Origin of the sequence: Aliirhizobium wenxiniae (assembly GCF_019511445.1) — a bacterium.
GTDB lineage: Bacteria > Pseudomonadota > Alphaproteobacteria > Rhizobiales > Rhizobiaceae > Neorhizobium > Neorhizobium wenxiniae_A.
Genome location: NZ_JAEUAN010000003.1, coordinates 77,274 through 102,920, shown reverse-complemented (window position 1 = coordinate 102,920; position 25,647 = coordinate 77,274). Strand labels below are relative to the sequence as shown.

The 25,647-nt window shown below is 59.6% G+C and carries 18 protein-coding genes, 1 tRNA gene and 1 pseudogene; 8 read left to right on the top strand and 12 right to left on the bottom strand.

What is annotated here, in order from left to right:
* Positions 1–33: 33 nt before the first annotated feature.
* From JNB91_RS04635 to JNB91_RS04615, 5 genes and pseudogenes are all read right to left on the bottom strand, one after another.
* Positions 34–1,797: a methyl-accepting chemotaxis protein gene (locus tag JNB91_RS04635; RefSeq protein ID WP_220324360.1), complete on the bottom strand. Its 1,764-nt coding sequence runs from the start codon at positions 1,795–1,797 to the stop codon at positions 34–36.
* A gap of 205 nt (positions 1,798–2,002) precedes the next feature.
* Entirely contained in the window at positions 2,003–2,482 is a 480-nt protein-coding gene (locus JNB91_RS04630) for a chemotaxis protein CheW (RefSeq protein WP_220324359.1), read from the bottom strand.
* Between the two features lie 199 nt (positions 2,483–2,681).
* Positions 2,682–3,824 (bottom strand): annotated as a pseudogene (locus JNB91_RS31605) (translocation/assembly module TamB domain-containing protein); the annotation flags it as partial.
* 3,372 nt (positions 3,825–7,196) lie between these two features.
* Positions 7,197–9,122, bottom strand: coding sequence for an autotransporter assembly complex protein TamA (locus JNB91_RS04620; RefSeq protein ID WP_220324357.1), 1,926 nt, complete (start codon positions 9,120–9,122; stop codon positions 7,197–7,199).
* A gap of 187 nt (positions 9,123–9,309) precedes the next feature.
* Positions 9,310–9,573 carry a glycine zipper domain-containing protein gene (locus JNB91_RS04615; protein ID WP_220324356.1) on the bottom strand — a complete coding sequence of 88 codons (264 nt, stop codon included), beginning with the start codon at positions 9,571–9,573 and terminating at the stop codon, positions 9,310–9,312.
* A 390-nt stretch (positions 9,574–9,963) separates the two neighbouring features.
* On the opposite strand from JNB91_RS04615, the gene hemA reads away from it, so the two are divergent.
* The gene (hemA, locus tag JNB91_RS04610; RefSeq protein ID WP_220324355.1) at positions 9,964–11,178 is read left to right on the top strand and encodes a 5-aminolevulinate synthase; all 1,215 of its coding nucleotides are present in this window, start codon (positions 9,964–9,966) and stop codon (positions 11,176–11,178) included.
* Positions 11,179–11,382: 204 nt separating this feature from the next.
* On the opposite strand, the gene dxr is transcribed toward hemA, so the two are convergent.
* Positions 11,383–12,570 carry a 1-deoxy-D-xylulose-5-phosphate reductoisomerase gene (gene dxr, locus JNB91_RS04605; RefSeq protein WP_220324354.1) on the bottom strand — a complete coding sequence of 396 codons (1,188 nt, stop codon included), beginning with the start codon at positions 12,568–12,570 and terminating at the stop codon, positions 11,383–11,385.
* 127 nt (positions 12,571–12,697) lie between these two features.
* Here dxr and JNB91_RS04600 point away from each other — a divergent pair, with 127 nt between their 5' ends.
* From JNB91_RS04600 to JNB91_RS04590, 3 genes are all read left to right on the top strand, one after another.
* Positions 12,698–13,927, top strand: a complete 1,230-nt coding sequence (locus JNB91_RS04600; protein WP_220324353.1) for an FAD-dependent oxidoreductase — start codon at positions 12,698–12,700, stop codon at positions 13,925–13,927.
* Complete coding sequence (locus tag JNB91_RS04595; protein ID WP_220324352.1) at positions 13,840–14,553, top strand: DUF2937 family protein; 714 nt, start codon at positions 13,840–13,842, stop codon at positions 14,551–14,553. The genes JNB91_RS04600 and JNB91_RS04595 overlap by 88 nt, the downstream gene beginning before the upstream one ends.
* Positions 14,554–14,682: 129 nt before the next feature.
* A complete protein-coding gene (locus tag JNB91_RS04590) occupies positions 14,683–15,147 on the top strand; it encodes a hypothetical protein (RefSeq protein ID WP_220324351.1) in 465 nt (154 codons plus the stop codon).
* Here the strand turns inward: JNB91_RS04590 and JNB91_RS04585 are convergent.
* Positions 15,120–15,848, bottom strand: a complete 729-nt coding sequence (locus JNB91_RS04585; RefSeq protein ID WP_220324350.1) for a response regulator — start codon at positions 15,846–15,848, stop codon at positions 15,120–15,122. The genes JNB91_RS04590 and JNB91_RS04585 overlap by 28 nt on opposite strands.
* Before the next feature lie 118 nt (positions 15,849–15,966).
* Here JNB91_RS04585 and JNB91_RS04580 point away from each other — a divergent pair, with 118 nt between their 5' ends.
* Together JNB91_RS04580 and JNB91_RS04575 are read left to right on the top strand one after the other, a co-directional pair.
* Positions 15,967–16,710 (top strand): helix-turn-helix domain-containing protein, encoded by a 744-nt coding sequence (locus JNB91_RS04580; protein WP_220324349.1) that lies wholly within the window; start codon positions 15,967–15,969, stop codon positions 16,708–16,710.
* Between the two features lie 120 nt (positions 16,711–16,830).
* Positions 16,831–18,753 (top strand): hybrid sensor histidine kinase/response regulator, encoded by a 1,923-nt coding sequence (locus JNB91_RS04575; protein WP_220324348.1) that lies wholly within the window; start codon positions 16,831–16,833, stop codon positions 18,751–18,753.
* Between the two features lie 431 nt (positions 18,754–19,184).
* Here JNB91_RS04575 and JNB91_RS04570 read toward each other — a convergent pair.
* Positions 19,185–19,261, bottom strand: a tRNA-Arg gene (locus JNB91_RS04570).
* A 55-nt stretch (positions 19,262–19,316) separates the two neighbouring features.
* A complete protein-coding gene (locus JNB91_RS04565; protein ID WP_220324347.1) occupies positions 19,317–20,492 on the bottom strand; it encodes a M20 aminoacylase family protein in 1,176 nt (391 codons plus the stop codon).
* Between the two features lie 118 nt (positions 20,493–20,610).
* On the opposite strand from JNB91_RS04565, the gene JNB91_RS04560 reads away from it, so the two are divergent.
* Together JNB91_RS04560 and JNB91_RS04555 are read left to right on the top strand one after the other, a co-directional pair.
* Positions 20,611–21,744, top strand: a complete 1,134-nt coding sequence (locus tag JNB91_RS04560; protein ID WP_220324346.1) for a D-alanyl-D-alanine carboxypeptidase family protein — start codon at positions 20,611–20,613, stop codon at positions 21,742–21,744.
* A gap of 12 nt (positions 21,745–21,756) precedes the next feature.
* Complete coding sequence (locus JNB91_RS04555) at positions 21,757–22,959, top strand: CobW family GTP-binding protein (RefSeq protein WP_220324345.1); 1,203 nt, start codon at positions 21,757–21,759, stop codon at positions 22,957–22,959.
* Here JNB91_RS04555 and JNB91_RS04550 read toward each other — a convergent pair.
* The 3 genes from JNB91_RS04550 to JNB91_RS04540 form a co-directional block, all read right to left on the bottom strand.
* On the bottom strand, positions 22,949–23,197 hold the full coding sequence (locus JNB91_RS04550; protein ID WP_220324344.1) for a sulfurtransferase TusA family protein: 249 nt from the start codon (positions 23,195–23,197) through the stop codon (positions 22,949–22,951). The two genes, JNB91_RS04555 and JNB91_RS04550, sit on opposite strands and share 11 nt — an antisense overlap.
* Positions 23,194–24,486 carry a L,D-transpeptidase family protein gene (locus JNB91_RS04545; protein ID WP_220324579.1) on the bottom strand — a complete coding sequence of 431 codons (1,293 nt, stop codon included), beginning with the start codon at positions 24,484–24,486 and terminating at the stop codon, positions 23,194–23,196. The genes JNB91_RS04550 and JNB91_RS04545 overlap by 4 nt, the downstream gene beginning before the upstream one ends.
* 175 nt (positions 24,487–24,661) lie before the next feature.
* Positions 24,662–25,615 carry an acetyl-CoA carboxylase carboxyltransferase subunit alpha gene (locus tag JNB91_RS04540; protein ID WP_220324343.1) on the bottom strand — a complete coding sequence of 318 codons (954 nt, stop codon included), beginning with the start codon at positions 25,613–25,615 and terminating at the stop codon, positions 24,662–24,664.
* Positions 25,616–25,647: the final 32 nt, after the last annotated feature.

Sequence of the window (25,647 nt, the reverse complement as noted above, 5' to 3'; positions counted from 1 at the left end):
AGGCCTGATTGGCCTCCCCCTTTCCGTTTCTGCTCAGAAATCTTCCCAGCCGGCTGCCTTCTTGAGATTGGCATGCGCCATTCTCAACGGGGCCGTGCCGACGTGGGTTGCTTGAGGAGCGCCATGGGCGGCCGGTCGGGATGCGAGCCGCGTGCCTTCTCCGATATCGAACTGCATCAGCAGGTCGCGCAGGCTTTGTGCCTCGCTTGCCAGCGAATGGCTTGCGGCCGTCGTCTCTTCCACCATGGCCGCGTTCTGCTGCGTCGCCTGATCCATATGGTTCACCGCCTGGCTGATCTCGCGCAGGCTCGATGCCTGTTCGCGGGAAGCCTCTACGATGGCGGAGACGTTGTCGTGAATGCTGGCGACCTGATCGAGGATATCCCGCAAGGAGCCTCCTGTTCGACCGACGAGTTCGACGCCGCCCGAGACCTGATGGCTGGAGGTGTTGATCAGCGTCTTGATCTCCTTCGCAGCCTTGGCGGATCGTTGCGCCAGTTCACGGACCTCCTGGGCTACGACCGCAAATCCCTTGCCTGCCTCGCCTGCGCGGGCCGCCTCGACGCCGGCATTCAGCGCCAGCAGGTTGGTCTGGAAGGCGATGTCGTCGATGACGCCGATAATGTTGGTGATTTCATTCGACGATTTGGCGATCTCGTCCATGGCCGAGATCGCCTGCTGGACGACAAGGCCGGACTGTTCGGCATTCTGGCGGGTGTTGGTGACAAGCCGCCCGGCTTCTTCAGCGCGATGGCTGGAATCGCCGACCGTGCGGGTGATTTCTTCCAGCGCCGCTGCTGCCTCTTCCAGCGATGCGGCCTGCTGTTCGGTGCGTTTAGCCAGTTCCTGAGATGCGTCGCGGATTTCTGTCGATGCCGAGGCGATGCCGGAAGCATTCTGCGAGACGACTTTCATGGCGTCGCGCAGCTTGGCGGCCACCGAGTTGAAGTCCTGGCGGGTCGATTCCATGCTGGGTACGAAGCGGGTGTCGATCGACTGATCGAGCTTGCCGTCGGCCAGATCGCGAAGACCGGTGCCGAGCAGGCCGATGGCGCTCATGCGTGGGGTCACGTCCGTGGCGAATTTTACCACCTTGCAGACTTTGCCGTTAAGATCGGTGATCGGGTTATAGGCTGCCTGGATCCAGATCTCCTTGCCGCCCTTGCCGTAACGGACGAATTCGTCTGCGATGAATTCCCCATTGGCGAGGCGCGGCCAGAATTCCGCGTAGTCCTGCGAGGCTGCATAACCGGGTTCGCAGAACATCCGGTGATGTTTGCCCTTGATCTCCGAGAGGTCGTAACCCAGGCCCGCGCAGAAGTTTTCATTCGCCTCGAGAATGGTGCCGTCGGGCAGAAATTCGATGACGGCTTGCGAACGGCTGATGGCGGAAAGCTTTGCGGCGTCTTCTGTCGCCTTGATCTTTGCTGCGGTTATGTCGGTGGCGAGCTTGATGACTTTGTAGGGTTTGCCGCCGCGCGAGACAGGGTTGTAGGAGGCCTGTATCCAGATCTCGCGTCCTGACTTGGTGATCCGCTTGTATTCCCTGGCGTCGAAATTGCCGGCAGCAAGATTGGCCCAGAAGGCCTTGTATTCGGCCGATGCGGCGTATTCCGGCTCGCAGAAGATGCGGTGATGCTTGCCCTTGATTTCGGCAAGCGAATACCCCAGCGCTTCGCAGAAATTGGGATTGGCGTTCAGGATGTTTCCACTAACGTCGAATTCGATGACTGCTTGCGATCGCGATATCGCGGCGAGTGCATCCAGTGCTCCCGCTGCCTTGCCCAGTCCCAGCATTTTCTTGTCCCTCTGACGTAACCTTGTGGCGGTTACTGCCATCTGCAATGGAGGTCGCTCTGTCTTTCAAAGCGCTGATCTTCCATTTATATTAGGACATCAAAAAATTAATGCGACCTTTATTAAAACTACAATTATTAGCCCGGAAACAATAAGAGCCGCGTGTTCGCGGCTCCTTGACTTGGTTCTGCTTTAAAAGACTGCCTCAGGCAGCGATATCTTCGAGTTCAGTGCCCTTGAACATCTTGGAGAGGTTCAGGAAGCAGATCATGCCGATCTCATTGGCGATGATGCCCTCGGAGAAAGACTTGTCGAAGGAAGCGGAAACTTCGGGAACCGGCTGAACCTGGCTCGACGGAATGGTCAGGATATCGGAGACCCGGTCGACCAGCATGCCGATGACCATGTTGTGGACTTCTGCAACGACGATGGCGCTGCGCTCATTGGCAACAGTGCTCTTCATGCCCAGCTTGTAGGCCAGGTCGATGATCGGGATAACCGATCCGCGCAGGTTCATGACGCCGATGACGTCTTTCGGGGCGTGCGGGAGAGGCGTGGAAGGCGCCCAGCCACGGATTTCGCGTATCGACGTCGTCTTGACGCAGAACTCCTGATCGTGAAGACGGAAGGCGATGATCTCTAGCACTTCGCCGTTATACATGGTGGAATTGATCGTGGTCGCCATCAGAAATACCCCAGCTGTCCGTTACCTGCGCGACGATCACCGTGCCTGACGAAATTCAGGCGCAAATCCTCATCACGTCGCGGTCCGGCACCGAAGCACGGCGAATCTCAGATCGCGCGATGCCGAATCTAGCCGACGATTATTGCTCAAACATAAATCATAGACCGCAAAAGCGCAGTCTATTCATCGTCCGAGCGCCTCAATATTCCTTTTCGTAGAAGATACCGGCCTTGCCGCCTTCAGTACCGGCTCCGGCCTTGAGCTTCACGCCGCGGCCAACATCGAGGTTGATGGTTGCCTGTGCACCGCCTTCGCCGCCCTGCTCAACCTGAAGATAGGTGCGGTTGTTGATGTAACGGCCAACGGAAACCGTCGTCTGGCCAGCCGCATCCGTGTTGACGTCCAGATCGTCGACGCCAAGATTGCTGCGCAGCGTCTGCAGAAGCGAGGTCGAGCCACCACCGGCCAACTGGCTGACGGCATCGGCCAACTGTGCGATCTGCAGCGGCGAGAGACGCGACATCGACTGGCCGAAGATCAGCTGGGCCATAACCTCATCCTGCGGCAAGCTCGGAGAGGATGTGAAGGCGATCGTCGGATCGTCGGCCATTCCCGTGACGCCGACGGTGATCGTGGTCGAGCCTGATGTCGTATCCGCCGACATGTTGAGGACAGGGATCAGGCCGCCGCCGAAGGTGATGTCGCCCTCGGTGAAATCGAGGCGTTTCGTCAGAATGATGATGCGGCCACGGCGCATTTCGAAGCCGCCCGACACCTGCGGCTCGATCGCGGTGCCGGCAACGGTCAGTTCACCGCCGAGTTCCGCATCGATGCCGCGGCCACGGACGAAGATGCCGTTCGGGGCGCGCACCTTCAATTCGAGCTTGATCGGGTTGGAGCTGCCGGAGGCCTGCTTCGGCCGTATCTCTTCCATCTGTCGCAGAACCGCAGCCGGCGCGTTGCGATGGCGGATGTCGACGGAGCGCAGCGAGGTCGGCAGCTTGGCGGGTACCGTGATAGAAGCCTTGGTCAGGGCGATATCGCCGCCGAGCGTGGGGCCGGACATGACCGGGCCCTTGAAGGTGAGGGTGCCATCGGCTGTGACGGCGAACAGGGTGCCATCCGCATAGCTCGCCTGTGCCAGCCTGATCGTCAGGTCCGCAGGGAAGCCGGATGCCGGTTCGATGCCGACCGTGCCATCAACCGTGACAGTGCCGCCACCGGAGAGAGAGCCAGAGACGCCGGAAAGACGCGCTGTCTTGCCATCGAGCGCGATATTGGCGGTGAGCGCATTGATGGCGAGGTTGCGGCGGACATCGATAAAGCGAGATCCGGATGTCGCAAGCGTACCGGTGATCGCCGGCGATGCGGCGTTACCGCGGACAGCGATATCGATATTGCCGGTGCCTTCCAGGACGAAGCCCTGCGCTGCAAGCTGACCGGCAAGAATCGAAAAAGGAACGCTGCCGGAAAATTTGAGATCGAGCGGCCTGTCGCCGGTTATCACGGCTGACCCGCCGCCTGAAAGCGCGATGCCGCCTCCGCCGGAAAGGCGGGTGTCGACGGTAACGCGCCCATCCTGGAATGTGCCTGCGGCAGTGATGTCGACTGCGGCCACACCTGCGCCGGTCGTCTGGCTGACGGCAGCGTTGTCCCAGCGCAGATCATAACGGACGGCGGGTGCCTGCGGCGTGCCGGTGGCCGTTACCGTGCCGGAGATCATGCCCTGAGCTCCGAGGTTCGGGATGAAGGCGTTGGCGAGGTTTGCAGGAATGGCCTTGGCGCGGGCGTTGACGTTCAGCGCCGGGCCGCCGTTTTCGTTGAGAAGCACCTTGCCATCTGCGGTGATTTCCATGCCGCCGCTGCCGGAAACGCGCGTCTGTTCTAGTGTGACTGCGCCATTTGCGAAGGTGCCTGCTGCAGAGATGCGAAACGGACTGATGTCAGCATCGCGCATCTGGCGAAGCTGGGCATCACTCCATTCTAAATCATACCGTATGGCGGGAGCAGAGCTTGTACCCGTTGCATTGATCGTGCCCGAAATGTTTCCCGCTGCATGGATGGTCGGCAGGAAGGTGTTGAGCAGGCTTGCCGGCAGCGCGTTTATCTTTGCCGCGATATCGAGCGTGGAGCCGGCAGTGCCGCTTACAGCGACGCTTCCGGTGCCGGTCGCGAGCGTGAAGTCGGAGAGGCGAGCGCCACCGTTTTCGATGAGGATCCGTGTCGGTCCGGCGAGCCGGACGGGGATCTTGCGCGGGGTTGCCTCGAAACTCTGGATGCCGATGGCAAGGCCGCCGGCGGTTTCGATTGAGGCTGCGGTCGTCAGCGGAGCGCCATCGTAATTGGCGGAAAGATCGATCGAGGTCGTCGTGCCTGAATGATTAAGCCCGACATTCAGACCTTCAAGGAATATGGCGTCGGTTCCCAGGCGCGCTGCACGGATGGAGCCCTGCGCGGCGATCGTCTTGATGTCGGGGATGGTCAGGTCGATGGCAGGCTGCAACAGGCCGGCATTTCCACGCCGAAGCGCCGAGCCATTCGCCTTGATGACTGCGCCGGTGGTCTGGCCTTCGCGGTTGAAGGTGACCGAGCCTTTCAGATCGCCCTGGGCCTGCTGGGCGGCAAGGGCTGCGAGCAGGGAGACATCCGGGAAATCGAACTGCAGCTGACCCGACGGCATGAATTCCGGCGAGAAGGTCAAGGCTCCCGTCAGCTTGTTGGGGCCGATCTCGGCATTGATCGCCGGCGCCTGGGTTTCGCCATTGGCGGATGCGAGGTCGCTGCTGATGCGGATCGGTTTGCTGTCGATCGCGCCATTGACCGTCAGGCGGCCCTGCGGGGCGTCGGGATTTGCCGTGCCTTCAAGCACGAGGCTCAGGTCTTCGAGCTTTCGGCCGGCAAGGCGGGCTTCGGCGGAATTGATGACGGCTCTGACATTCGCTCCGGTCAGCGGACCTTTGGCGGAGATGTCGAAGCCGGCTGCACCTTCGGCGTCACCCAGCCAGCGCTTGATGTCCGGCAGGCGGCCGGCAAGGCGACCGGAGACATTGCCCTTTTCCATGACCACGTTGCCATGGGCTTCCAGCGCGTTCGATTTGACGACGAGGTTTTCGAGGCTCATCCGTCCGCCCTGGACGAAATCGACATAACCTTCGGTGGCAATCGTTCCTTCGAAGCGCGGAGCCAGAGAGGGAGGCAGGATGCTTGGATTGGCCGACATGCGGAAGTTGCCGGTCACCGCCTGTTTCGACGTATCGTAAGCGCCGCTGACGGTGCCGTTGAAGCCGGCACTTTCGAAAGTCGCGGCATCGAGGCCGATTGCCGGAGGTGCAAGGCGCAACGGAGCATCGAGCGTCACCGGCCCGCGGACCACACGACCGATTTCGGCATTGGCGAATTTCAGGTCGGCTACCGTGACGCGGCTGCGGATGCTTCCGGCCCTTTCGACGAGATCGAGATCTTCGCTTTCAGCCTGGAACCTGATCTGGCGGAACGTGCCTTGCGGCAGTTCGGCATAGGGCAGGGAAGCGGTGGCATTGAAGCGGGCGGCCGTGGCTGCCCCGGTCAGAGTGAAGTTCAGCGTTTCAAGCGAGAAATTGCTGGGTTGTCCATTGATCGGCCAGGTGACATCGACCGGTCCGTTGGTTCCGGCAAGGCTTGCCGTCAGGCTGTTGTCGCCTTTCGGATCCCAGGCGCCCTTGGCGGAAATGCGCACCGCGCCGGAGGTCAGCTGGCCGCGCTGGAAATCGACGCGTCCGGATTTCGAATAGGTTGCGGCGATATCGATATCGGTCGTGCCGTCAAAAAGCTCGCGCAGAGCGGGCGGCATCAGGGTTGCGAGCTGGCCGCCGCCCTTGATTTCGACACGGTGGCCGCCGTTGTCGACGAGGAGATGGCGTCCATCGACCGCAATGACCGGCTGGCCATCCACCTGTCCGCTGAGCCTGCCTGCCCAGTTGGACAGGGGGCCTTCGCCGTCGAGGCCCAATTGTACGGCCGGAGCGCCCGGCAGGCGCAGCAGGCGAGCGAGAAGCCCGCCCTGCGGTTCGGACACGGACGCCTTCAGCGTCAGGCGGTTTTCGGACGGAGCATAGACGATATCTGCCAGCGCCTTTGCATCCGGCTCATCCTTGCGGGTTGCCTGAAGATCAAGCGAAATGTTCGGGCCTGTCGCATCGATCGACCCTTTCAGGGAAAGGGCGAAGTCACGGCCGGATAGTCCTTGCGCGAGGTTGATATCCGGCAGGTCGAGCTGCGCCACGCGGATGCCAACGGGCAGGGTGGTGCCGCCGGATGATGTGGTGGTCGTTGCAGGCTTTGCCGCTGTCGGTTCCGGCGGGCGGTATATGTCGATTGCGCCCGCGGTAATGCGGTCGGCACGGAATTCACCGGTGATCAGCGCTGTCGGCGACCAGTCGATTTCGATACCGTTGATCTGGGCGTAAGGTCCCTTGCTGTCGGAGAGCGTCAGGGCACCGACGCGCAGGTCACCGGTCAGCAGGCCTTCGGGCCGTGAGAATGTGATCGAGCGATCCGGCGTAGAGACGAGGGATGATATGCGGCTGGCAGCGATATCGCCGCCGACGGGCGTGAAGGCGACGAAGAGAACAACGCCGAGCGCCATGACGAAAAGGACGCCGACAGCCGCGATTGCGGCTCTCAAAGTCCATTTCAGAAGGCGGACGATGAATGTCATGGTTGTGTTGCTGCCTCTTTAGAAAGCCTGGCCGATGCCAGCATAGATACCGAACGAATTTCCACCGTCATAGCGCTTGAGCGGAACTGCGAAATCCAGGCGAATTGGACCGAAGGGTGTCGCATAACGCAATCCCAGTCCGGCACCCGCACGAATATCAGAGAAATCAGGCACGATTTCGGTTGCCACCGTTCCGACGTCTACAAACGGAACAATGCCGATCTTCTCTGACACTTTTACGCGCGTTTCGAAAGACGCCAATATATAAGAACGGCCACCTAAAGCATCGCCGTCGCTATTATAGGGCGATATCTCGCGGTAGCTGTAACCACGGACGGAGCCGCCACCGCCCTGATAGAACCGGCGCGTGACCGGAATGTCCTGCAGGTCACCGGTTCCAACCAGCGTGCCTGCGCCCAACCGGGCTGCGAGAACCACCTTGTCTTCGGCTCCAAGCCCATAATAACCGGCAATCGAGCCTTCGAATGACGAAAAGACATTGCCCTTCAGCGCCTCATAACTCGGTTTGGCGGAGACCGTTCCGTAATAACCTTCGGTCGGGTCAAGCTTGTTGTTGCGCGTGTCTCGTTCGAATGAAACCGGCAGGCTGAAAGTCAGGTAATCATTGCGGTCAAAGGCGTCGTCGGCGCGGATATAGGAGATCTCGCCACCCGCGGTGACCTTGTCGGTGGTGTTGAGTTCGTAAGCGATACCGGCGGAATAGGTAATCGACTGGGCTTCGTAGATATCGTCCGGATTTTCACTCTTGGCTTCGAGCTTGGAGATGAAGGTTGCTTCCGGAACATAGAAGCCAGGCTTGGTGAAGGTAATTCCGGCGGTATAATCAAATGTCGTCACGTCGGTAGCGCCGATGCCGGACACGGCGCCTTCGAGCCGCAGCGATTCGGCCTGGCCGAACAGGTTGCGATGGCCCCAATAGCCCTGAACCCCTGCGCCATCCGTCGACGCATATTCCAGGCCGAAACCGAAATAGCGGAACTTGCCCTCGGAGACCTCAATCGCCAGCGGCAGGGAGCCGTCGGGCGCAAGGCTGTCAGCTTCGTGAATGCTGATGCTCGAGAATACTCCGAGCTGGCGCAGGCGCTCGGAGGCTTTTTTCAGCTGTTCTGGCGAATAACGCTCGCGCCGGTCGAGGCGGGAGTAACGCTGGATGAAATCCGGGTTCACGGCGCGCGCGCCCTTGACTGTCACTGTGCCGAAGGATGCAACAGGCCCACCGACCGCGCCCAGCACGACATCGACCGTGTTCTTGGCGTGATCCGCAGTAATTTGCCGCTGGAGAGGGTGTGCCAGCGGACGCCCTTCTTCCTTCAGGTCGAGGACAATTTTCTCGCCTGCCTTCAGGATGACCAGCGATCCGGCCGGACCGCCCGGTTCCAGATCGTAATCTGCGGGATTTCTGCTGGCCGCATCGCCCTCGAAGCGCACCGAGCCGAGCTTGAATACAGGGCCGGGCTTTACATTCACCGTGACGGGCACGGGCTTGGAATGGTCGAAGGTCGGATTTGGTGGGAGCTGGTCGATATCCGTTCCGGCGATCGATATGTTGACGATGCCGCCGTATCGGGCTTCCTCATAGAGGACAGCAACCAGACGATCACGATCCTCGCGTGCCTTGACTATAATGCCAAGATCGCCGGAAACCGGCTTTTCGTCGTCATTCACCAGCGCGGTTGCCGATTGCAGCCGGTCGGCCAGGTCGCCATCCGCATCGCCCGTTTCTATAGTGGCCTCGTAACGAACCGGGTCGATGACCTCGACCGTTTCCTCGTCGCTGCCGAACAGGGTGATGCCGAAAATCTTGAATGCTTGGGCTTCAGAGGCAAAGGCGGGCGACAGTGCAATGCTACCAGCCAGCAAGCATGCGAGGCTTCGCCTCCGGCTGCTCCAGTCGCTTGTCTTCCCAGCTTTTCTCTTTTCCATACGCAGACTTAAGTATCAGAGCTTTAGGTGAAGACCCTCATGGTCGCTTGAAACCTCTCTACCCGCAAAATCCCTTAAGGGGTACCCTAGATCTCTGCTGCATGATGATTTCATGAAATAAAAGGCCCCGAAGCTGGCTTCGGGGCCACATATTTGAAATATATGACTTTGTGTCAGTCTTCGCCAATCAGTAACGGCGCGGGCAATCGTCCACGTAACGGCGACCGTAGCGGTCACGATAGTAGCACTGGCCCGGCTGCTCGGAGACATTGCCGATAAGAGCGCCGGCTACGCCGCCGATAGCGCCGCCGACTGCTGCGCCGCGGACATTGCCGGTTGCGACGCCGCCGATGATCGCGCCGGATGCCGCGCCAATACCTGCACCTCGTTCCGTGGGTGTGCAGCTTGCGAGCGAAGCACCCGCCATCAACATAATCAGAGCCTTCTTCATGGCTTTCTCCAGTTCGGTTTCGTCACGTCCATCTTCCGATGAAGTGGCGCTTCAGTTGGAACAATAGGTCTCGCTTGTAAAGAGTCCATATGAGCATCGTGTTTTATTACATGCATTGCTGATATTACTGCAGAATTGTCGCCTCACGGGTGCGTTTTGCGTGTGGCTCAGTTGGAAGGCCGGGTTAGGTCTCGATGCAAATCGGGCAGGATTTTTTCAATCTGCGCTTGATGTGGGTCAATCTTCACATTTCGACTACCGCTAAGATTTGGATTGGAATAAATCTAAAATGGGCCTATTGCCGCAGGCATGCGTTATCAGCCTCTTCCGGGTTGACGCGGAAGCTGGCAAAAATCAAAAAAAGCCTGACGCAGATTTTGGAGCGTAAGCATGGATTTCGAGGCATATTTCAAAAGCGAACTGGACGGGCTGCATCAGGAAGGCCGTTACCGCGTATTCGCCGATCTCGAACGACAGCGCGGCAGCTTTCCGCGCGCGACGCACCACACGCCTGAGGGCACGAAGGATGTGACCGTCTGGTGTTCCAACGACTATCTGGGCATGGGCCAGCATCCCGCGGTGATTGCCGCCATGCACGAGGCCATAGATCACTGTGGCGCGGGTGCGGGAGGCACCCGGAATATTTCTGGCACCACCCACTACCACGTTCTGCTCGAGCGCGAACTCGCAGACCTGCACGGCAAGGAAGCCGGCCTGATCTTCAATTCCGGCTATATGTCGAACTGGGCGACGCTCGGTGTACTCGGCCAGAAAATTCCCGGCCTGATCATCTTCTCGGACACGTTGAACCATGCTTCGATGATCGAGGGCATTCGCCACGGCAAGTGCGAGCGGGTGATCTGGAAGCATAACGACCTCGTCGATCTGGAAGCCAAGCTTGCGGCAGCCGATCCGAAGGCGCCGAAGATGATCGCGTTCGAAAGCGTCTATTCGATGGACGGTGATATCGCGCCGATCAAGGAGATCTGTGATCTCGCCGACAAATATGGCGCGATGACCTATCTCGATGAAGTTCATGCGGTCGGCATGTACGGCCCGCGCGGCGGCGGCATTGCCGAGCGCGAAGGCCTGATGGACCGCGTGACGATCATCGAAGGCACGCTTGCCAAGGCGTTTGGCGTGATGGGCGGTTATATCACCGCGTCTGCAGCGCTTTGCGATTTCGTCCGTTCGTTTGCCTCGGGCTTCATCTTCACGACGTCGCTGCCGCCGGCGCTTGCCGCCGGTGCGATCGCCTCGATCAGGCATCTGAAGGTCAGCCAGATGGAGCGAGCGCGCCATCAGGAGCGTGTGCGCAAGCTGCGCGGCATGCTGGATGCGCAGGGTATTCCGCATATGCCGAACCCGAGCCATATCGTTCCGGTCATGGTCGGCGATGCGGCCAAGTGCAAGTGGATCTCGGATCTTCTGATGGACAACTGCAATATCTATGTGCAGCCGATCAACTATCCGACCGTGCCGCGCAAGACCGAGCGCCTGCGCATCACGCCGACGCCGCTGCATTCCGATGCGGATCTCGAACATCTGGTCGGTTCGCTGCATCAGCTGTGGTCGCGCTGCGCGCTGGCCCGGCATGTGGCTTGATTGGCGGGTGAGGCCCTATCCCCTCACCAACAAAATCTAAGACTTAGCTTCGCTAAGATCTTGATTTTGTAACCTCTCCCACAAGGGGAGAGGTAAAGCCTCGAGATCGCGGCCCCGGTATCTCTCCCCTTGTGGGAGAGAGCGATTTCAACATCTTAGCTTCAGCTAAGTGTTAGAAATCGCAAGTGAGGGGATTTTGCCGCCTCAAGCCGCCATTTCCACCCTTGTGATCACTTCACCTGCCCGACGTCGTGCTTCAGCATCGGCGGCAAACACATCGTCCATGGTGATGGCCGAGCCGTAGCCGACCATTTCTTCCATAACCTCTTCAGCGATGTCGGCCATCTGCAGAAAACCGATCCGCTTCTCGACAAAGGCATTGAAGGCCGTTTCTTCGGCCGCATTCATCACCGCGCCCTGCACGCCGCCGCGATCCATGGCGGTACGGGCAAGCCTTAGTGCCGGAAACCGCACTTCGTCCGGTGCTTCAAAATCCAGCCGTGCCAGTTTGGCAAAATCCAGCCGCTCGACATCGAGTTTCGGGCGGTCCGGATAGGTGAGCGCATAGCCGATGGCGGTGCGCATGTCGGGGCAGCCGAGCTGGGCGAGAACCGAGCCATCGGTGTAGCCCACCATGGAATGAATGATGGACTGCGGGTGGACGATCACCTCGATCTGGTCCGGCCTGACACCGAAGAGATGTTTCGCCTCGATCATCTCCAGGGCCTTGTTGAACATTGAGGCGCTGCCGATCGAGATCTTCAGGCCCATCGACCAGTTCGGATGAGCGCGGGCGATATCGGCGGTGACATTTGCCATCTGCTCGCGGCTCCAGGTGCGGAAGGGGCCGCCGGATGCCGTCAATACGATACGCTCGACGGCATGGCGCTGGTCTTCTTCCAGCGACTGGAAGATGGCGCTGTGCTCGCTGTCGACGGGAATGAGCTTGCCGCCACCGTTCGTCACGGCCTTGACGAAGAGTTCGCCGGCCGAAACCAGGCATTCCTTGTTGGCAAGCGCGATATCGGCGCCGCGCTCTGCGGCCGCAAGTGTCGGTGCAAGACCGGCAGTGCCGACGATCGCGGCCATGACCCAGTCGGATGGGCGTTGACCTGCTTCCACCAGTGCCGCTCGGCCCGCTGCAACCTCGATGCCGGTTCCGGCGAGCGCATCCTTCAGCGTGGCGTATTGCTTGTCGTCTGCCGTGACGGCGAGGCGTGCGCCAAAAGCCTTGGCCTGTTCGGCAAGCAGGGCAACATTGCTGTTGCCGGTAATCGCGACAATGTCGAACGCATCGCGCCCGCCCAGCTGGGCGACCACGTCGAGCGTATTGACACCGATCGAGCCGGTCGACCCGAGAATGCTGATGCGGCGTCTATCCATATCTGCCATGCCGTTTCCATATTCACAGTTGCGGTTGGTCTACAAGCGAACGATGGTTGCCACAAGAGCGCTCACGGCGCGGCAGATGTGATCGGATATGGCTTGATCCGGCGGCTGATGGGAGCCAAATGGAGCGATGAGCGAAATCGTGACGATCAAGACGACGTGTGTCATTGCCGGTGCCGGTCCTGCCGGACTGATGCTCGGCTTCCTTCTCGCGCGGGCAGGCGTGGATGTTACCGTTATCGAAAAACATGCGGATTTCCTGCGGGATTTTCGCGGCGATACCATTCATCCCTCGACGCTTGAGGTCATCGGCCAGCTTGGTCTGATAGACGCGTTTCTCGCGCTCCCTCACACGCGGGCGGAAAAGCTCTCGGCCGAAATGGGCGGACGGACGATCACGATCGCGGATTTTTCCCGCCTGCCGGTGAAGAACCGCTTCATCGCCTTCATGCCGCAATGGGATTTCCTGAATTTTCTCGCTGAATCCGCGCAGAAATTTCCCAACTTCCGGCTCATCATGAAGGGGGAGGTTGTCCGCCTCCTCGAAATCTCCGGCAAGGTTTCAGGCCTCGTCGCCCGCACGCCTGACGGGGAGGTGCAGATCGAGAGTGATCTCGTCGTCGGTGCGGATGGGCGCAATTCCATCATTCGAGCCAAGGCCGGACTGCGTGTCGAAAGTTTTGGTGCGCCCAGTGAAGTCGTCTGGATGAAGCTCTCGAAAAGGCCGGGCGATCCCAATGAGGTGATGGGGCATGCCGGTCCGAGACAGGGCCTCGTCCTGATCGATCGCGGTGACTACTGGCAATGCGGCTATGTCATCCGTCGCACGACATTTGCCGAAATCTGCGACCAGGGTATCGAGGCGTTCCGAAAGATGGTGGCTGACGTGTCGCCACTGCCTGCATCGCGGATGGATGAAATCCGTTCCTTCAATGATACGAGCCTTCTGACCGTGCGAATCGATCGCCTCAGGCAATGGTGGCGATCGGGATTGATCTGCATCGGGGACGCTGCGCACGCCATGTCGCCGATTGGCGGCGTGGGGGTAAACCTTGCCATTCAGGATGCCGTTGCGGCCGCGAACATTCTCGCGGAGCCACTTCGCGAAGGCAGGCTTTCCGATGCGGATCTTGCGGCGGTGGAGAAGCGCCGCCTTTTCCCGACACGCGCAACCCAGAAGCTGCAGTTGATGATGCGAAGCAGCCGACGCGCGGATCAGGCGGATGATGCCAAGCGCAAAGGTCCGCCCGGTTTCATTCGCGGGATCGCGCGATGGCCGATATTGGCGCATCTTTCCGGCCGGTTGATCGGGCTCGGCTTCAGAATGGAACGGATCAGGGAGCCCGGACCGAAGGCGTAACGCGTCTGTCGCCAAACTCTGTTGCAACCTTTGCGATCCGGATTCGTTTATCGGTACAACGAAGCCGAGGGTTGGCCGTGTTTCTTGTTCGCCGGGTGCTGGTAATTCTTATTATTGCGTCTTGCGGCGTGCTGTTTTCGCAGGCGCCGGAATTTGCGCAGCAATATCGGCAGCGTCTTGCCGGTGCCATCGATGAGCTGACAACAACCATCCAGGTTTTCGACGAGCAGGCCAATCACGCAGGCCTTGATCGACAGGCTGCACTGAACGTCTACGCCATGTCTCAAGAGAATTTTCTCCGGCAACAGGGCGATGCGATGCGGAGAAGCTTTGCTCGCTATCAGTCCCTCTCTGACCAGCTCGAAGATCTGTCTGCCGCTTCACCGATATTGAGACCTCTGGTGATCGTCCGGAATGCGGATCAAAGGATCGTCACCAATGTCTGGCAGGATTTCGTACCGGCTCTGCCCGTTAGCGTTGCGGGTGTCGTGTGGGCCGGGAGTGGCATGCTGATCGGCACTGTCATTGCGGCGCTTCTCGGCGCTCTTGCCGGTATGGCTGCTAGATTCAATCGCGGTTCCAGGGCAAGGGTTTCGTCTCGCCTTCGCGGCAGGGCGCTGCAATAGGCTGCGCCCTATTGTCACAGCATTCCCGCCTGCGGTTGATCAGCATCAAGGCGACATCCTTGGGGTGCGTCAAAATGGCTCGATGATCATGGATCAATAATCAATGTGCAGACTGTGCGGGCGGAGCGAATGGGCTACAGGATCGGCACACTTAATGCCCGAGACGTGTTGCGTGCATATGCGTTGATAGAGCGGGCTATGCCGGGGGTGGATCTGGAACAATGGATCGCTCTCACCGCCACGGCGTTGCTGTGTCGCTGCTGGTTCGTCGTCAAGGATAGTGAAGGCTATATCCGTGGCATAGCCCATGTCGCCATCAGCGGAGCGGGAGACCGGCAGCGTCAGGCTGAAGTTCCACTCTTCATCTCCGTCAGCCTTGTCGATAACCGGGAGGTCCTGTCGCTGCTTTTTTCCGAGGTGCGACGTTTTGCGATCGCGGAAAATTGCCGAACTATCCACCTATGGACGGCTATGCCGCCGGATTGGTCGGTGATGACAAATTTCCTGGAGCATGGACCGTGGGACCACGGACTGATTTGCAGCGTCGACGGCGCTGTTCTGCCCGATTACCCGATCTTGCCGGTAAAAATGTAGCCGACGCCGCGGATCGCCTTGATGAACTGAGGATGTTTGACATCCGCTTCGATCTTGCGTCGAAGCCTGACGATCTGTGCGTCGATCGTGCGATCGAATGCTTCAAGGTGTCGGCCACGCGTTAGATCCATAAGGAAATCGCGGGTCAGCACGCGTCCGGCGTGGTTGAGGAAGGCAGCCAGCATATCGAATTCGCCGGTCGTGAGTTCCACTTCGGCTCCTGCCGGATCTATGAGCTGGCGTCGCGATACGTTCAGGGTCCAGCCTTCGAAGCGGATGATCTGGTCTTCTTCCTGTACAGCTTTCGGGGCTGCCGGTTGGCGCCGCCTTAATATGGACTTGAGACGCGCATGGACTTCCCGCAGGTGGAAGGGTTTGGCGATGTAATCGTCGGCACCGATTTCTATACCGATGATGCGATCGACGACATCGTCGCGGCCGGTCAACATCATGATCGGAACGTCCGAAGTCGCGCGGATATCACGCGCAAGATCAAGCCCGTCGCGCCCGCCTGGAAGCGAAAGGTCGAGCAACACAGCATCGACACTGTTTTGACGCATCGCAACGTCCATCTCGACGCCATCGGCTACAGTGGTCACACGATAGCCCTCGCCCTCGAAATAGCGGGCAAGCATCTGGCGGATACGGGGATCGTCATCGACGACAAGGATGTGTGCCGCGTGGGCCGGGTCAATAGACATTAAAAACTAGCCAGGCTGTTACAAACTGTTACCAATTCGAACCGTCTTTTACCGCGGTAGCATTCGCGTGTTACCGCCGACAGGTCAACTACCCCCATCAAACGACGGGGTTAATACCATGTTTCTCACCAGCTACAATCGCGAACGCACAGCAGCAACTCTTCTTCATGAAGCGGAGCCGGAAACGCTCAATGGTCTGTTCTCGCGCCAGCCGGTCGAGTTCATCCAGCCCGGCCAGTCGATCTTCTTCGAGGGCGACGAAGCAAAACACGTCTTCGAGGTCGTTGAAGGTGCTCTGCGTATCTTCAGAATTATTTCGGACGGCCGCCGGGTTATTACCGGTTTCGTTTTCGATGGCGATCTGCTCGGCGTATCGCTGAAGAGCAATTATCTCTACAGCGCCGAAGCGATTGTTGGCACGAAGGTTCGTCGCCTGACCAGAAAGAGCTTCGAGGCTGCCGTACTGGACTCGGAAGAACTTCGCCCGCAAGTATTTGCGCGGGTTTGTGACGAGATGGCCGCTGCCCAGGACCAGATGGTGCTGCTGTCGTGCAAGAGCGCCGAGGAACGCCTCTGCACATTCCTGCTGAAGCACCTGCGCAGGGCGGCGGCCAAGAGCGAAGTGCAGTCGATGGTGCAGCTGCCGATGACGCGCCAGGACATGGCGGACTATCTTGGCCTGACCATTGAGACCGTGTCGCGCACGATCACCAAACTGAGCACCAAGGGCGTTCTCGGCTGCGTCGGACGGCACTCGGTGAAGATCATCAAGCCGATGATGCTTGCACAATTGGCCGGGGACGAAGATGAATACGGCTGGGGAGATACGATGGGATCGGCCGACGATCGTCGTCGCCACTAGCGCTTCGACCCAAAACCGGAATAGGTCATTCGGAATGTATGATGCGCCAGTTCCAAAGTTCTACAGCGTCCCTTGTGTGCCATGTATGGTCCAGGTCTGTAGTCGCAGCCAGGATTTTTGATGCCACATAAAATAAGAAACACTCTCACCACCCAGGCCGAGCTGGATGCGGTTCTTCATCTTCTGGACGATGCCAATGTCATCGTCCACGGGAATGATGGCATTATTACCCGGTGGAGTTCCGGCTGTGAGGCACTTTATGGCTGGCCGCGTGAGGAGGCGGTCGGCCAATCCGTTCATCAGTTGCTGCAAACGCGGTTTCCCAAACCGCTTGACGACATTCGCCAGCAACTGGCCTTAGAACATTCCTGGCAAGGAGAGCTGGAGCATCGCACCCGCGATGGCCGTCCGGTTTTCGTTGCAACACGTTGGGTCTCTGTTTCCCTTTCGGTGGATGGCGCGCCCATCATCATCCAGACCAACAACGACGTGACCGCGATGAAGCGGGTCCAGAACGACCTGGCGGAAAGAGAAGCGCATCTGCGCTCCATCCTCGATACTGTGCCGGAATCGACGATCGTCATCAACGATGCCGGGATCATCACCTCATTCAGCGCCGCCGCGGAGCGGCTGTTCGGTTACAGCGCTTCCGAAGTCTGCGGCGAAAATGTCAGGATGCTGATGCCCAATCCTGACCGTGATGCCCATGACGGTTACATTTCCAACTATATGGAGACCGGAGAACGGCGGATCATCGGTTACGGCCGCGTGGTAACGGGGCTTCGCAAGGATGGCACGACTTTCCCGATGGAGCTTGCCGTGGGTGAGGCGAGAACCGGTGGCAAGCGCATCTTTACCGGCTTCGTCCGCGACCTCACGAGCCGCCAGAAGATCGAAGAAGAGCTTCGCCAGTCGCAGAAGATGGAGGCGATCGGTCAGCTGACAGGCGGACTGGCGCATGATTTCAACAATCTGTTGACGGTCATAAGCGGCAATCTCGAAATGCTGGAATACCAGCTTGAAGACCCCAATCTGCGGGTGCTCATGCAGGAGGCCCAGTCGGCCGCGGAAGACGGCGCAAAATTGACCGGCCAGTTGCTGGCTTTCGGCCGGCGGCAGCCGCTCAACAACAAGCTTGTGGATGTCGGGCAACTCGTATCGAGTTTTTCCCATCTCATGCGGCGTACGCTTGGCGAAGCGGTCGAATTCAGGACGGTCATCGCAGGTGCGCCGAACGAAGCTCTCGTCGATGCCTCGCAGCTGCAGAACGCTATCCTCAATCTCGTCATCAATGCGCGGGATGCGATGCCGCGCGGCGGCAAGCTGACGGTCGAAATTTCCCGCGTCAAACTGGATGTCGACTACGCGCAGATGTATTCGAACATGCGGACCGGCGAGTTCATCCTGGTTGCGGTGACCGATACCGGGACAGGCATGACGGCGGAGGTCAAGGAGAAGGCTTTTGAACCGTTCTTCACCACCAAGGGCGTGAGTGCCGGCACGGGTCTCGGCCTCAGCATGGTCTATGGTTTCGTCAAACAGTCGGGCGGCAATATCCAGCTTTACAGCGAACCGGGACAGGGCACGTCGGTGCGGATGTTCCTGCCCGCCGCAAAGCGGAAGGTCGAACAGGGCAACCAGCAGGTCTCGTCACATCATCCTCAAAGTCCGCTGCCCGGCGGACCGGAAAAAATCCTGGTCGTCGAGGATGACCCGCGTGTACGCCGCGTAACCGTGTCCCGGTTGACGAGCTTCGGTTACCAAGTGATCGAGGCGGAAAACGGTGCTCAGGCGCTATCGCAACTCGAGCGCCACACCGATATCGCCCTGCTGTTTACCGATGTGGTGATGCCGGGCGGCATGACAGGCGATGAGCTGGCCAACCGCGTTCGTGCTGAAAAGCCACATATCCCGGTCCTGTTCACCTCGGGTTACGCCGAACCGGCAATCGCCGGGCGGGAGCTTGCGCTTTCAGGTAGCTGGCTGAAGAAGCCGTATACCGCGCGGGAACTCGCCGTGCGCATCCGCGAATTGCTGGACTGACGACCCGGCCACTTTTGGGCTCGGCGCTTCTGTGCCGAGCCATCCTGGACCCGTGGGGAATACCCCACGCTTACCGCGGAGATTGAGGCCATTTTCCGGCCATTTTGTGCCTCTCTGCCTTTGTTTCCAAAGACGGCACGGATAGGCTTCGCTTCTGTGCAAAACTGGCACAAATTAACGAACCATTAAGCTGCTGCGCACAAGGTCGCGCCCATGACTATGTAGTTTTGGAGTTGGTCATGCGCATCAGTGGCGGCGTTGTGCTTCTTGTCATACCCATTATCGCGATACTGCTTTTCGGAGTCTCAGTTTCCTGGACACGTCTTCAGTCTGTCGACCGTACGTTTACGAGTTCGATTGCTCCGCACGCAGACATGCCGCAGCCAGCAAGGCCTTGATGTCGATATTCTCGATGAGCTTTGGTGGGGAAGTGGTGATCCCAGATGGATTCGAACCATCGGCCTCAGGATTAGGAATCCTGCGCTCTATCCTACTGAGCTATGGGACCACTTGCGCCCATCCATACAAAAGCCGTTCCAATTAGCCAAGCGTTTTTCCGGCTGTCATTCAGACAGCCGGTTTTCGGCGAGTTTCACCCAGTAGGAGATGCCGTAGGCGATCGCCTCGTCGTCGAAATCGTATTTCGGGTTGTGAAGCGGGGCGGTATTGCCGTTGCCGATGAAGATGAAGGCGCCGGGGCGGCTCTTCAGCATGAAGGCGAAATCCTCGCCCGCCATGGTCGGCTCGACATTGGCATCGACATTTGCAGAACCAACGACATCGGTCGCAACGCGGATCGCATGGTCCGTTTCGTGGTCATGATTGAAGGTAACCGGGCACTGGCGGTAATAATCGATCGTCGATTCCGCGCCATGGGCGGCAACCAGTCCGTCGACGATCTGGCGGATGCGGTTTTCGGCAAGGTCGCGGGTTTCCTCGCTCAGCGTGCGCACCGTGCCCATGATCATTGCCGTATCCGGGATGATGTTGTGGCTGGTACCGGCGTCGAAACGGGTGACCGAAATCACCACCGACTGGACAGGATCGGCATTGCGCGCGGCAATCGCCTGCAGGCTGCCGACGAGCTGCGAGCCGATGAAGATCGGGTCGATGGTCTTGTGCGGCTGGGCGGCATGGCCACCGCGGCCCTTGATGGTGATGGTGAAGCGATCGGGGGCCGCCATGATGCCGCCCTTGCGGATGGCGAACTGGCCGAGCGGAATGCCCGGCATGTTGTGCATGCCATAGACTTCCTCGATACCGAAACGCTCCATCAGGCCGTCCTCGACCATGGCAAGCGCGCCGGCACCACCTTCTTCGGCCGGCTGGAAGATCAGCGCCACGCTGCCATCGAAATTGCGCGTCTCGGCCAGATATTTTGCGGCGCCGAGAAGCATGGACGTATGCCCGTCATGGCCGCAGGCATGCATGGCGCCCGGTCTCAGAGAGGTGTAATCCTTGCCGGTCAGTTCCGTCAGGGGAAGCGCATCCATATCGGCGCGCAGGCCGATCGTGCGGGTGCCTGATCCTGCCGTGGCTCCCTTGCCGCGGATGATGCCGACCACGCCGGTGCGGCCGATGCCGGTGACGATCTCATCGACGCCGAATTCGCGCAGCTTGTCCGCGACGAAGGCTGCGGTGTCATGAACTTCATAGAGGATTTCGGGATTTTGATGCAGAAATCGTCGCCAGCCGGTTACTTCGCCCTGAAGTTCGGCTGCGCGGTTCAATATGGGCATAATCTTTCCTATCGTTCCAACTTCACGCCGTTATGACTCCTCTCCTTTAAGGGATAGTGCCTGCGACGATTGACGTAATCAATCTTCTTTGCCATTGCTTCGACATATAGGCCATCTAATGGCCCCACTCGTTAACATCCGGACGAGGACCATCTTGCTGCACTCAACACTTAGCCATCGCGCCGCCCGCCGGCTTCTCTGCCTCGTGACGGCGGTGGGACTTGTCAGCTCCGCCACCGCGGTATCCGCCAATCCCAAGATGATCATCGATGCCAATACCGGCCGCGTGATCGCGCATCAGGATGCGTTCCTGAAATGGTATCCGGCCTCGCTGACCAAGCTGATGACCGCCTATGTGACGTTCAGGGCGTTGAAGTCCGGCCGGCTTTCGCTCGACAGCAAGGTGGTGATGAGCAAATTCGCCACCGACCAGCCGGCCAGCAAGATGTATTTCCGTCCCGGCTCGCAGCTGACGATGGATGATGCGCTGAAGATCATGCTGGTGAAATCGGCCAACGACATGGCGGTCGCCGTGGCGGAAACGGTCGGCGGAACCAACGACCAGTTCGTGGCGATGATGAATGCCGAGGCGCAGCGGCTTGGCATGACGTCCTCGCATTTCATCAATCCGCACGGATTGCCGGGCAAGGGCCAGTATACGACGGCCCGCGACCTCGCGATCCTCGCCATGCAGATCAAGCGCGAATTCCCGCAATATAGCGGCTATTTCACCATCGAAGGCATCGATACGGGCAAGAAGAAATACCCGAACTTCAACACGCTGATCGGCCGTTTCGACGGTGCCGACGGGATGAAGACGGGCTTCATCTGCGCTGCCGGTTTCAACCAGGTGTCTTCCGCCACCCGCAATGGCCGGACGGTGGTTTCGGTCGTGCTCGGCTCCGACAGCCTTGCAGGGCGCGCCGACGATTCGGCCAATCTCCTGCAGCAGGGCCTGACGTCTTCGGGCAATCAGGGCACGCCGCTTGGCTCGCTCGCGCCTTATGGCGACACAGGCGTCGTCAACGATGTCAGCCAGGAAATCTGCAATCCGAAGGCCGCCAAGGTGCGCAGCGAAAACCGCGACGATGCCGGCCGCACGGTCATGCACTCGCCCTATATCCACGAAATGACGCGGCCGCCTGTCTATACGTTTGCGGGCCTTATCCCGGGAACCGAACCGGTGGAAACGAAGATCGGCGAGCGGACCTACGCCAATATTCCGATCCCGGTACCGCGCCCGACATTCTGATTGGAATAGACCATGGCCCATGGGCAGGACCGGATCCCGGTCTCCATCATCACCGGTTTCCTCGGTGCCGGAAAATCGACGCTGCTCAATCGGATGCTGCGTGACCCCGGCGCAAAGGATATCGCCGTCATCATCAACGAGTTCGGTGAGGTCGGCATCGACAACCTGCTGGTCGAATCCTCCGGGGATTCGCTGGTGGAACTGTCGAACGGCTGCCTCTGCTGCACCGTGCGCGGCGAACTGGTCGATACGCTGGCCACGATGATGGATGCGATCCAGACGGGCCGCGCCAAGCCGATCACCCGCGTTGTCATCGAAACGACCGGCCTTGCCGATCCGGCGCCGGTGATGCAGTCGGTGATGGGCAATCCGGTCATCGCGCAGAATTTCGAGCTTGAAGGTGTCGTCACCGTGGTGGACGCGGTGAACGGGCTTGCCACGCTTGATGCGCATCCGGAAGCGGTCAAGCAGGTGGCGGTTGCCGACCGGCTGATCCTCTCGAAACAGACACTGGCGGATGCCGGGCAACTCTCAGCCCTGCGCGCACGGCTTGCCGCGCTCAATCCGCGTGCGCCGCTTGTCGATGGCGACGACATCTCGGTCAGCAGCCTGTCTATGCTTGCAAACGGGCTTTATGATCCGTCGACGAAGATCGCCGATGTCGACCGCTGGCTGCGTGACGAAATTGCCGCGGATGATCACGATCATCACCATCATGGCCACGATCACGGGCATGATGGTGAATGTGACTGCGGACATGATCACAACGCGCATGATCACCACGGGCATGACCATCATCATGGTCATCATCACCACCATCACGATCTCAATCGTCACGGCGATGACATCCGCTCCTTCTCGATCGTGCATGAACGGCCGATCGATCCGATGGCGATCGACATGTTCATCGATCTCCTGCGCTCGGCGCATGGTGAGAAGCTTCTGCGGATGAAGGCGGTGGTCAGGCTGTCGGACAATCCCGAGCGGCCACTGGTTCTGCACGGGGTGCAGACAATCTTTCATCCGCCGCAGCGGCTGGCCCAATGGCCGGAAGGATCAGACCGGAAAACGCGCATGGTGCTGATCACCAAGGGCCTTTCCGAGGAATTCGTCGCAGACCTGTTTTCGGCCTTTACCGGCGAGCCTCGCCTCGACCGTCCCGACCGTGCGGCGCTCGAAGACAATCCGCTCGCCGTGCCCGGCTTCAGGCTGTAATTCTCGCGCCCTTGCGAATGCGGAAACGGTGGCCATCCGCCGTCTTCTCGCTTTCGACCAGTTCGTGGCCTTCCTGATTGCAGAAATGCGGGATGTCTATTCCGGCCAGGGGATCGTTTGTCGCGATCGCGAGACAGTCACCGGCCTTGAGGCCAGCCAGCCGCTTGCGGGTCTTCAACACCGGCAGGGGGCATTTCAGTCCCCTGAGGTCGTAGAGCGCGTCGGACGACGTGGTCACTGCTTGTCCCAGAACTTCCAGAACGGCTTCTTGGCTTCGCTGACCGGTGCTGCCGGAGCGGTGTAGGCGAGCGGGTTCTGTTCGGGAACCGGCACGGCCGTCGTGCGGCCCTCGGCGGTCTGGATCGTCGCTGCAGGAGCATTGCTCGTTGCTGCGATCGATCCGGTTGCGGCCGGCAGGCGGTCCTGCTTCATCCGTTCTGCAACCGTTGCCGGCTGCGGGGCAGCGGAAAGGGAGGCGACCTGGGTCGAGGCGGGCTTCGGCTGGCCGGTGCGCTTTTCCATCATCGCCTGGAATTCCGACTGGCTCATCAGCTTGCCGGCGGCAAGCGAGGTTCCGGTCGGTGCGTAGGCGAGATCGCGACCCTTGCGCTTTTCGGCGACGACCGCCTTGCGCTCGGCTTCGCTCGGCTCGTACCAGACCTTGTTGCCCAGCTTGTCGACGGCCTTTTCGAAGGCGACGTCATAGGCCTTGTTATGGGTGGAGAGAGCGGCGACCAGAGCCGGCGGTGTGGACATGTCCGGGCAGGCGCCGGCCGCGCTGAGCGGGCCCTTGGCTTCCTGGTTGAAGACATATTTCTTGCCGCAGACGGCGACTTCCGGCGGGCGCTTGGTGACTTCGAAATTGTCGTAGCCGACCTTGATCATCTTCCAGAAGTCGTTGTGTTCGCTGTCGCGGTGGCGCGCCATGTTCTCGGCCGTCATGCGGAACGGGAAGGCCTGCAGCTGCACGGCCGTCTGGCCGCCGCGGAAGGCGTCGCGCGCAAAGGCGTAGATTTCGAGGATCTGTTCGTCGGTCATCGAGTAACAGCCCGACGAGGAACAGGCGCCATGGATCATCAGGTTCGTGCCGTTGCGCCCGTTGGCGGCGTCGTAACGGTTGGGGAAGCCGGTGTTGATGGCGAGGTAATATTTCGAATTCGGGTTCAGGTGCGCCGGGGTCAGGTTGTAGAAACCTTCCGGTGCCTGGCGGTCGCCTTCCTTCACCTTGGGGCCGAGCTTGCCCGACCAGGCGCAGATGTCATAACTGCGGATCATGTCGAAGCGGTTGTCCGCCTTCGCCTTCCAGATCTCGAGCTTGCCTTCTTCCTTGTAGATGCGGATCATGATCGGCGAATTGCGCGGCATGTTCTTTGCCTGCATATCCGCGACGACCTTGGCCGAAAGCGGCTGCTCGACCTTGTTCTTGACCTTGGAAATATCGACGCCGGTGGCTGAGTCCAGCGTATCGTTGCAGCCTGTGAGGGCTGTTGCAACCAGAAGAGCGAGGGCGATGTGCTTCAGACGCATCGTAACGGACCACATATCTAGTTCGGCATCAAACCGGGGCAGAGGGTGCAATAATAATACGGTAAGCTTTACATTTTCTTAACCGCTCAAAATCGCCTGTCCAGCAAAACCCTCGTCGCCCACTGTTATGATCAATGTGGCCGAAATTGGCAACCTTCCATCACGAAGGCGGCAATCAGAGGTTCCGGCCGATTTCCAGGAATTTCTGGCGACGTGCGTTGCGGACTTCCTCGCCCGAAAGCTTGGAAAGATCCTTGAGAGCCGAGGTGATCACCTTGCCGGCAGCATCCATCACCGTCTTCGGCTCGCGATGCGCGCCGCCATTCGGTTCAGGAATGATGTCGTCGATAATGCCGAGGCCCTTCAGGTCCTGCGCCGTGATCTTCATGTTGGTCGCCGCTTCGCGGGCGCGGGTCGAATCGCGCCACAGGATGGAGGCTGCACCTTCCGGCGAGATGACCGAATAGATCGCATGTTCGAGCATGTAGACGCGGTTACCGGTGGCGATCGCGATTGCGCCGCCCGAACCGCCTTCGCCGATGACGATCGAGATCATCGGAACTTTCAGGCCAAGGCACATTTCCGTCGAGCGGGCGATGGCTTCCGCCTGGCCGCGCTCTTCGGCGCCGACACCCGGATAGGCACCGGCCGTATCGACAAGGCTGATGACGGGCAGGCCGAAGCGGTCTGCCATTTCCATGATGCGGATCGCCTTGCGGTATCCTTCAGGACGCGGACTGCCGAAATTGTGCTTTAGGCGGGTCTTGGTGTCGCTACCCTTTTCCTGGCCAATCAGGGCGACAGGAATGCCGTTGAAGCGGGCGAGGCCGGCCTGAATGGCAGCGTCTTCGCCAAAATTGCGGTCACCGGCGAGCGGCGTGAACTCGGTGAAGAGATGGGCTGCGTAATCGACGAAATGCGGACGCTGCGGATGGCGCGCGACCTGCGTCTTTTCCCAGGCACCAAGCTTGGAATAGATCTCGCGGGTGGCTTCCTTGACGCGCGCTTCAAGCCGAGTGATCTCGTCCGACGTGTCGATGCTCTCGTCTTCGGTCGCGAGCTTCTTCAGCTCGTGAATCTTGCCCTCGAGGTCCGAGATAGGCTTTTCGAAATCGAGATAAGTCTGCATCAGATCCGGTTTCCCGTTGTTTTCCCATGGGA

Excerpts from the sequence above, each read along its gene's own strand:
- JNB91_RS04575 (WP_220324348.1), top strand. The coding sequence starts at position 16,831 with ATGCCACATAAAATAAGAAACACTCTCACCACCCAGGCCGAGCTGGAT.
- JNB91_RS04545 (WP_220324579.1), bottom strand. The coding sequence starts at position 24,486 with ATGCGTCTGAAGCACATCGCCCTCGCTCTTCTGGTTGCAACAGCCCTC.
- JNB91_RS04590 (WP_220324351.1), top strand. The coding sequence starts at position 14,683 with ATGGGCTACAGGATCGGCACACTTAATGCCCGAGACGTGTTGCGTGCA.
- JNB91_RS04585 (WP_220324350.1), bottom strand. The coding sequence starts at position 15,848 with ATGTCTATTGACCCGGCCCACGCGGCACACATCCTTGTCGTCGATGAC.
- JNB91_RS04630 (WP_220324359.1), bottom strand. The coding sequence starts at position 2,482 with ATGGCGACCACGATCAATTCCACCATGTATAACGGCGAAGTGCTAGAG.
- JNB91_RS04540 (WP_220324343.1), bottom strand. The coding sequence starts at position 25,615 with ATGCAGACTTATCTCGATTTCGAAAAGCCTATCTCGGACCTCGAGGGC.
- hemA (WP_220324355.1), top strand. The coding sequence starts at position 9,964 with ATGGATTTCGAGGCATATTTCAAAAGCGAACTGGACGGGCTGCATCAG.
- JNB91_RS04635 (WP_220324360.1), bottom strand. The coding sequence starts at position 1,797 with ATGCTGGGACTGGGCAAGGCAGCGGGAGCACTGGATGCACTCGCCGCG.
- JNB91_RS04595 (WP_220324352.1), top strand. The coding sequence starts at position 13,840 with ATGGCCGATATTGGCGCATCTTTCCGGCCGGTTGATCGGGCTCGGCTT.
- JNB91_RS04560 (WP_220324346.1), top strand. The coding sequence starts at position 20,611 with ATGGCCCCACTCGTTAACATCCGGACGAGGACCATCTTGCTGCACTCA.
- JNB91_RS04555 (WP_220324345.1), top strand. The coding sequence starts at position 21,757 with ATGGCCCATGGGCAGGACCGGATCCCGGTCTCCATCATCACCGGTTTC.
- JNB91_RS04600 (WP_220324353.1), top strand. The coding sequence starts at position 12,698 with ATGAGCGAAATCGTGACGATCAAGACGACGTGTGTCATTGCCGGTGCC.
- JNB91_RS04580 (WP_220324349.1), top strand. The coding sequence starts at position 15,967 with ATGTTTCTCACCAGCTACAATCGCGAACGCACAGCAGCAACTCTTCTT.
- JNB91_RS04620 (WP_220324357.1), bottom strand. The coding sequence starts at position 9,122 with ATGGAAAAGAGAAAAGCTGGGAAGACAAGCGACTGGAGCAGCCGGAGG.
- dxr (WP_220324354.1), bottom strand. The coding sequence starts at position 12,570 with ATGGCAGATATGGATAGACGCCGCATCAGCATTCTCGGGTCGACCGGC.
- JNB91_RS04565 (WP_220324347.1), bottom strand. The coding sequence starts at position 20,492 with ATGCCCATATTGAACCGCGCAGCCGAACTTCAGGGCGAAGTAACCGGC.
- JNB91_RS04615 (WP_220324356.1), bottom strand. The coding sequence starts at position 9,573 with ATGAAGAAGGCTCTGATTATGTTGATGGCGGGTGCTTCGCTCGCAAGC.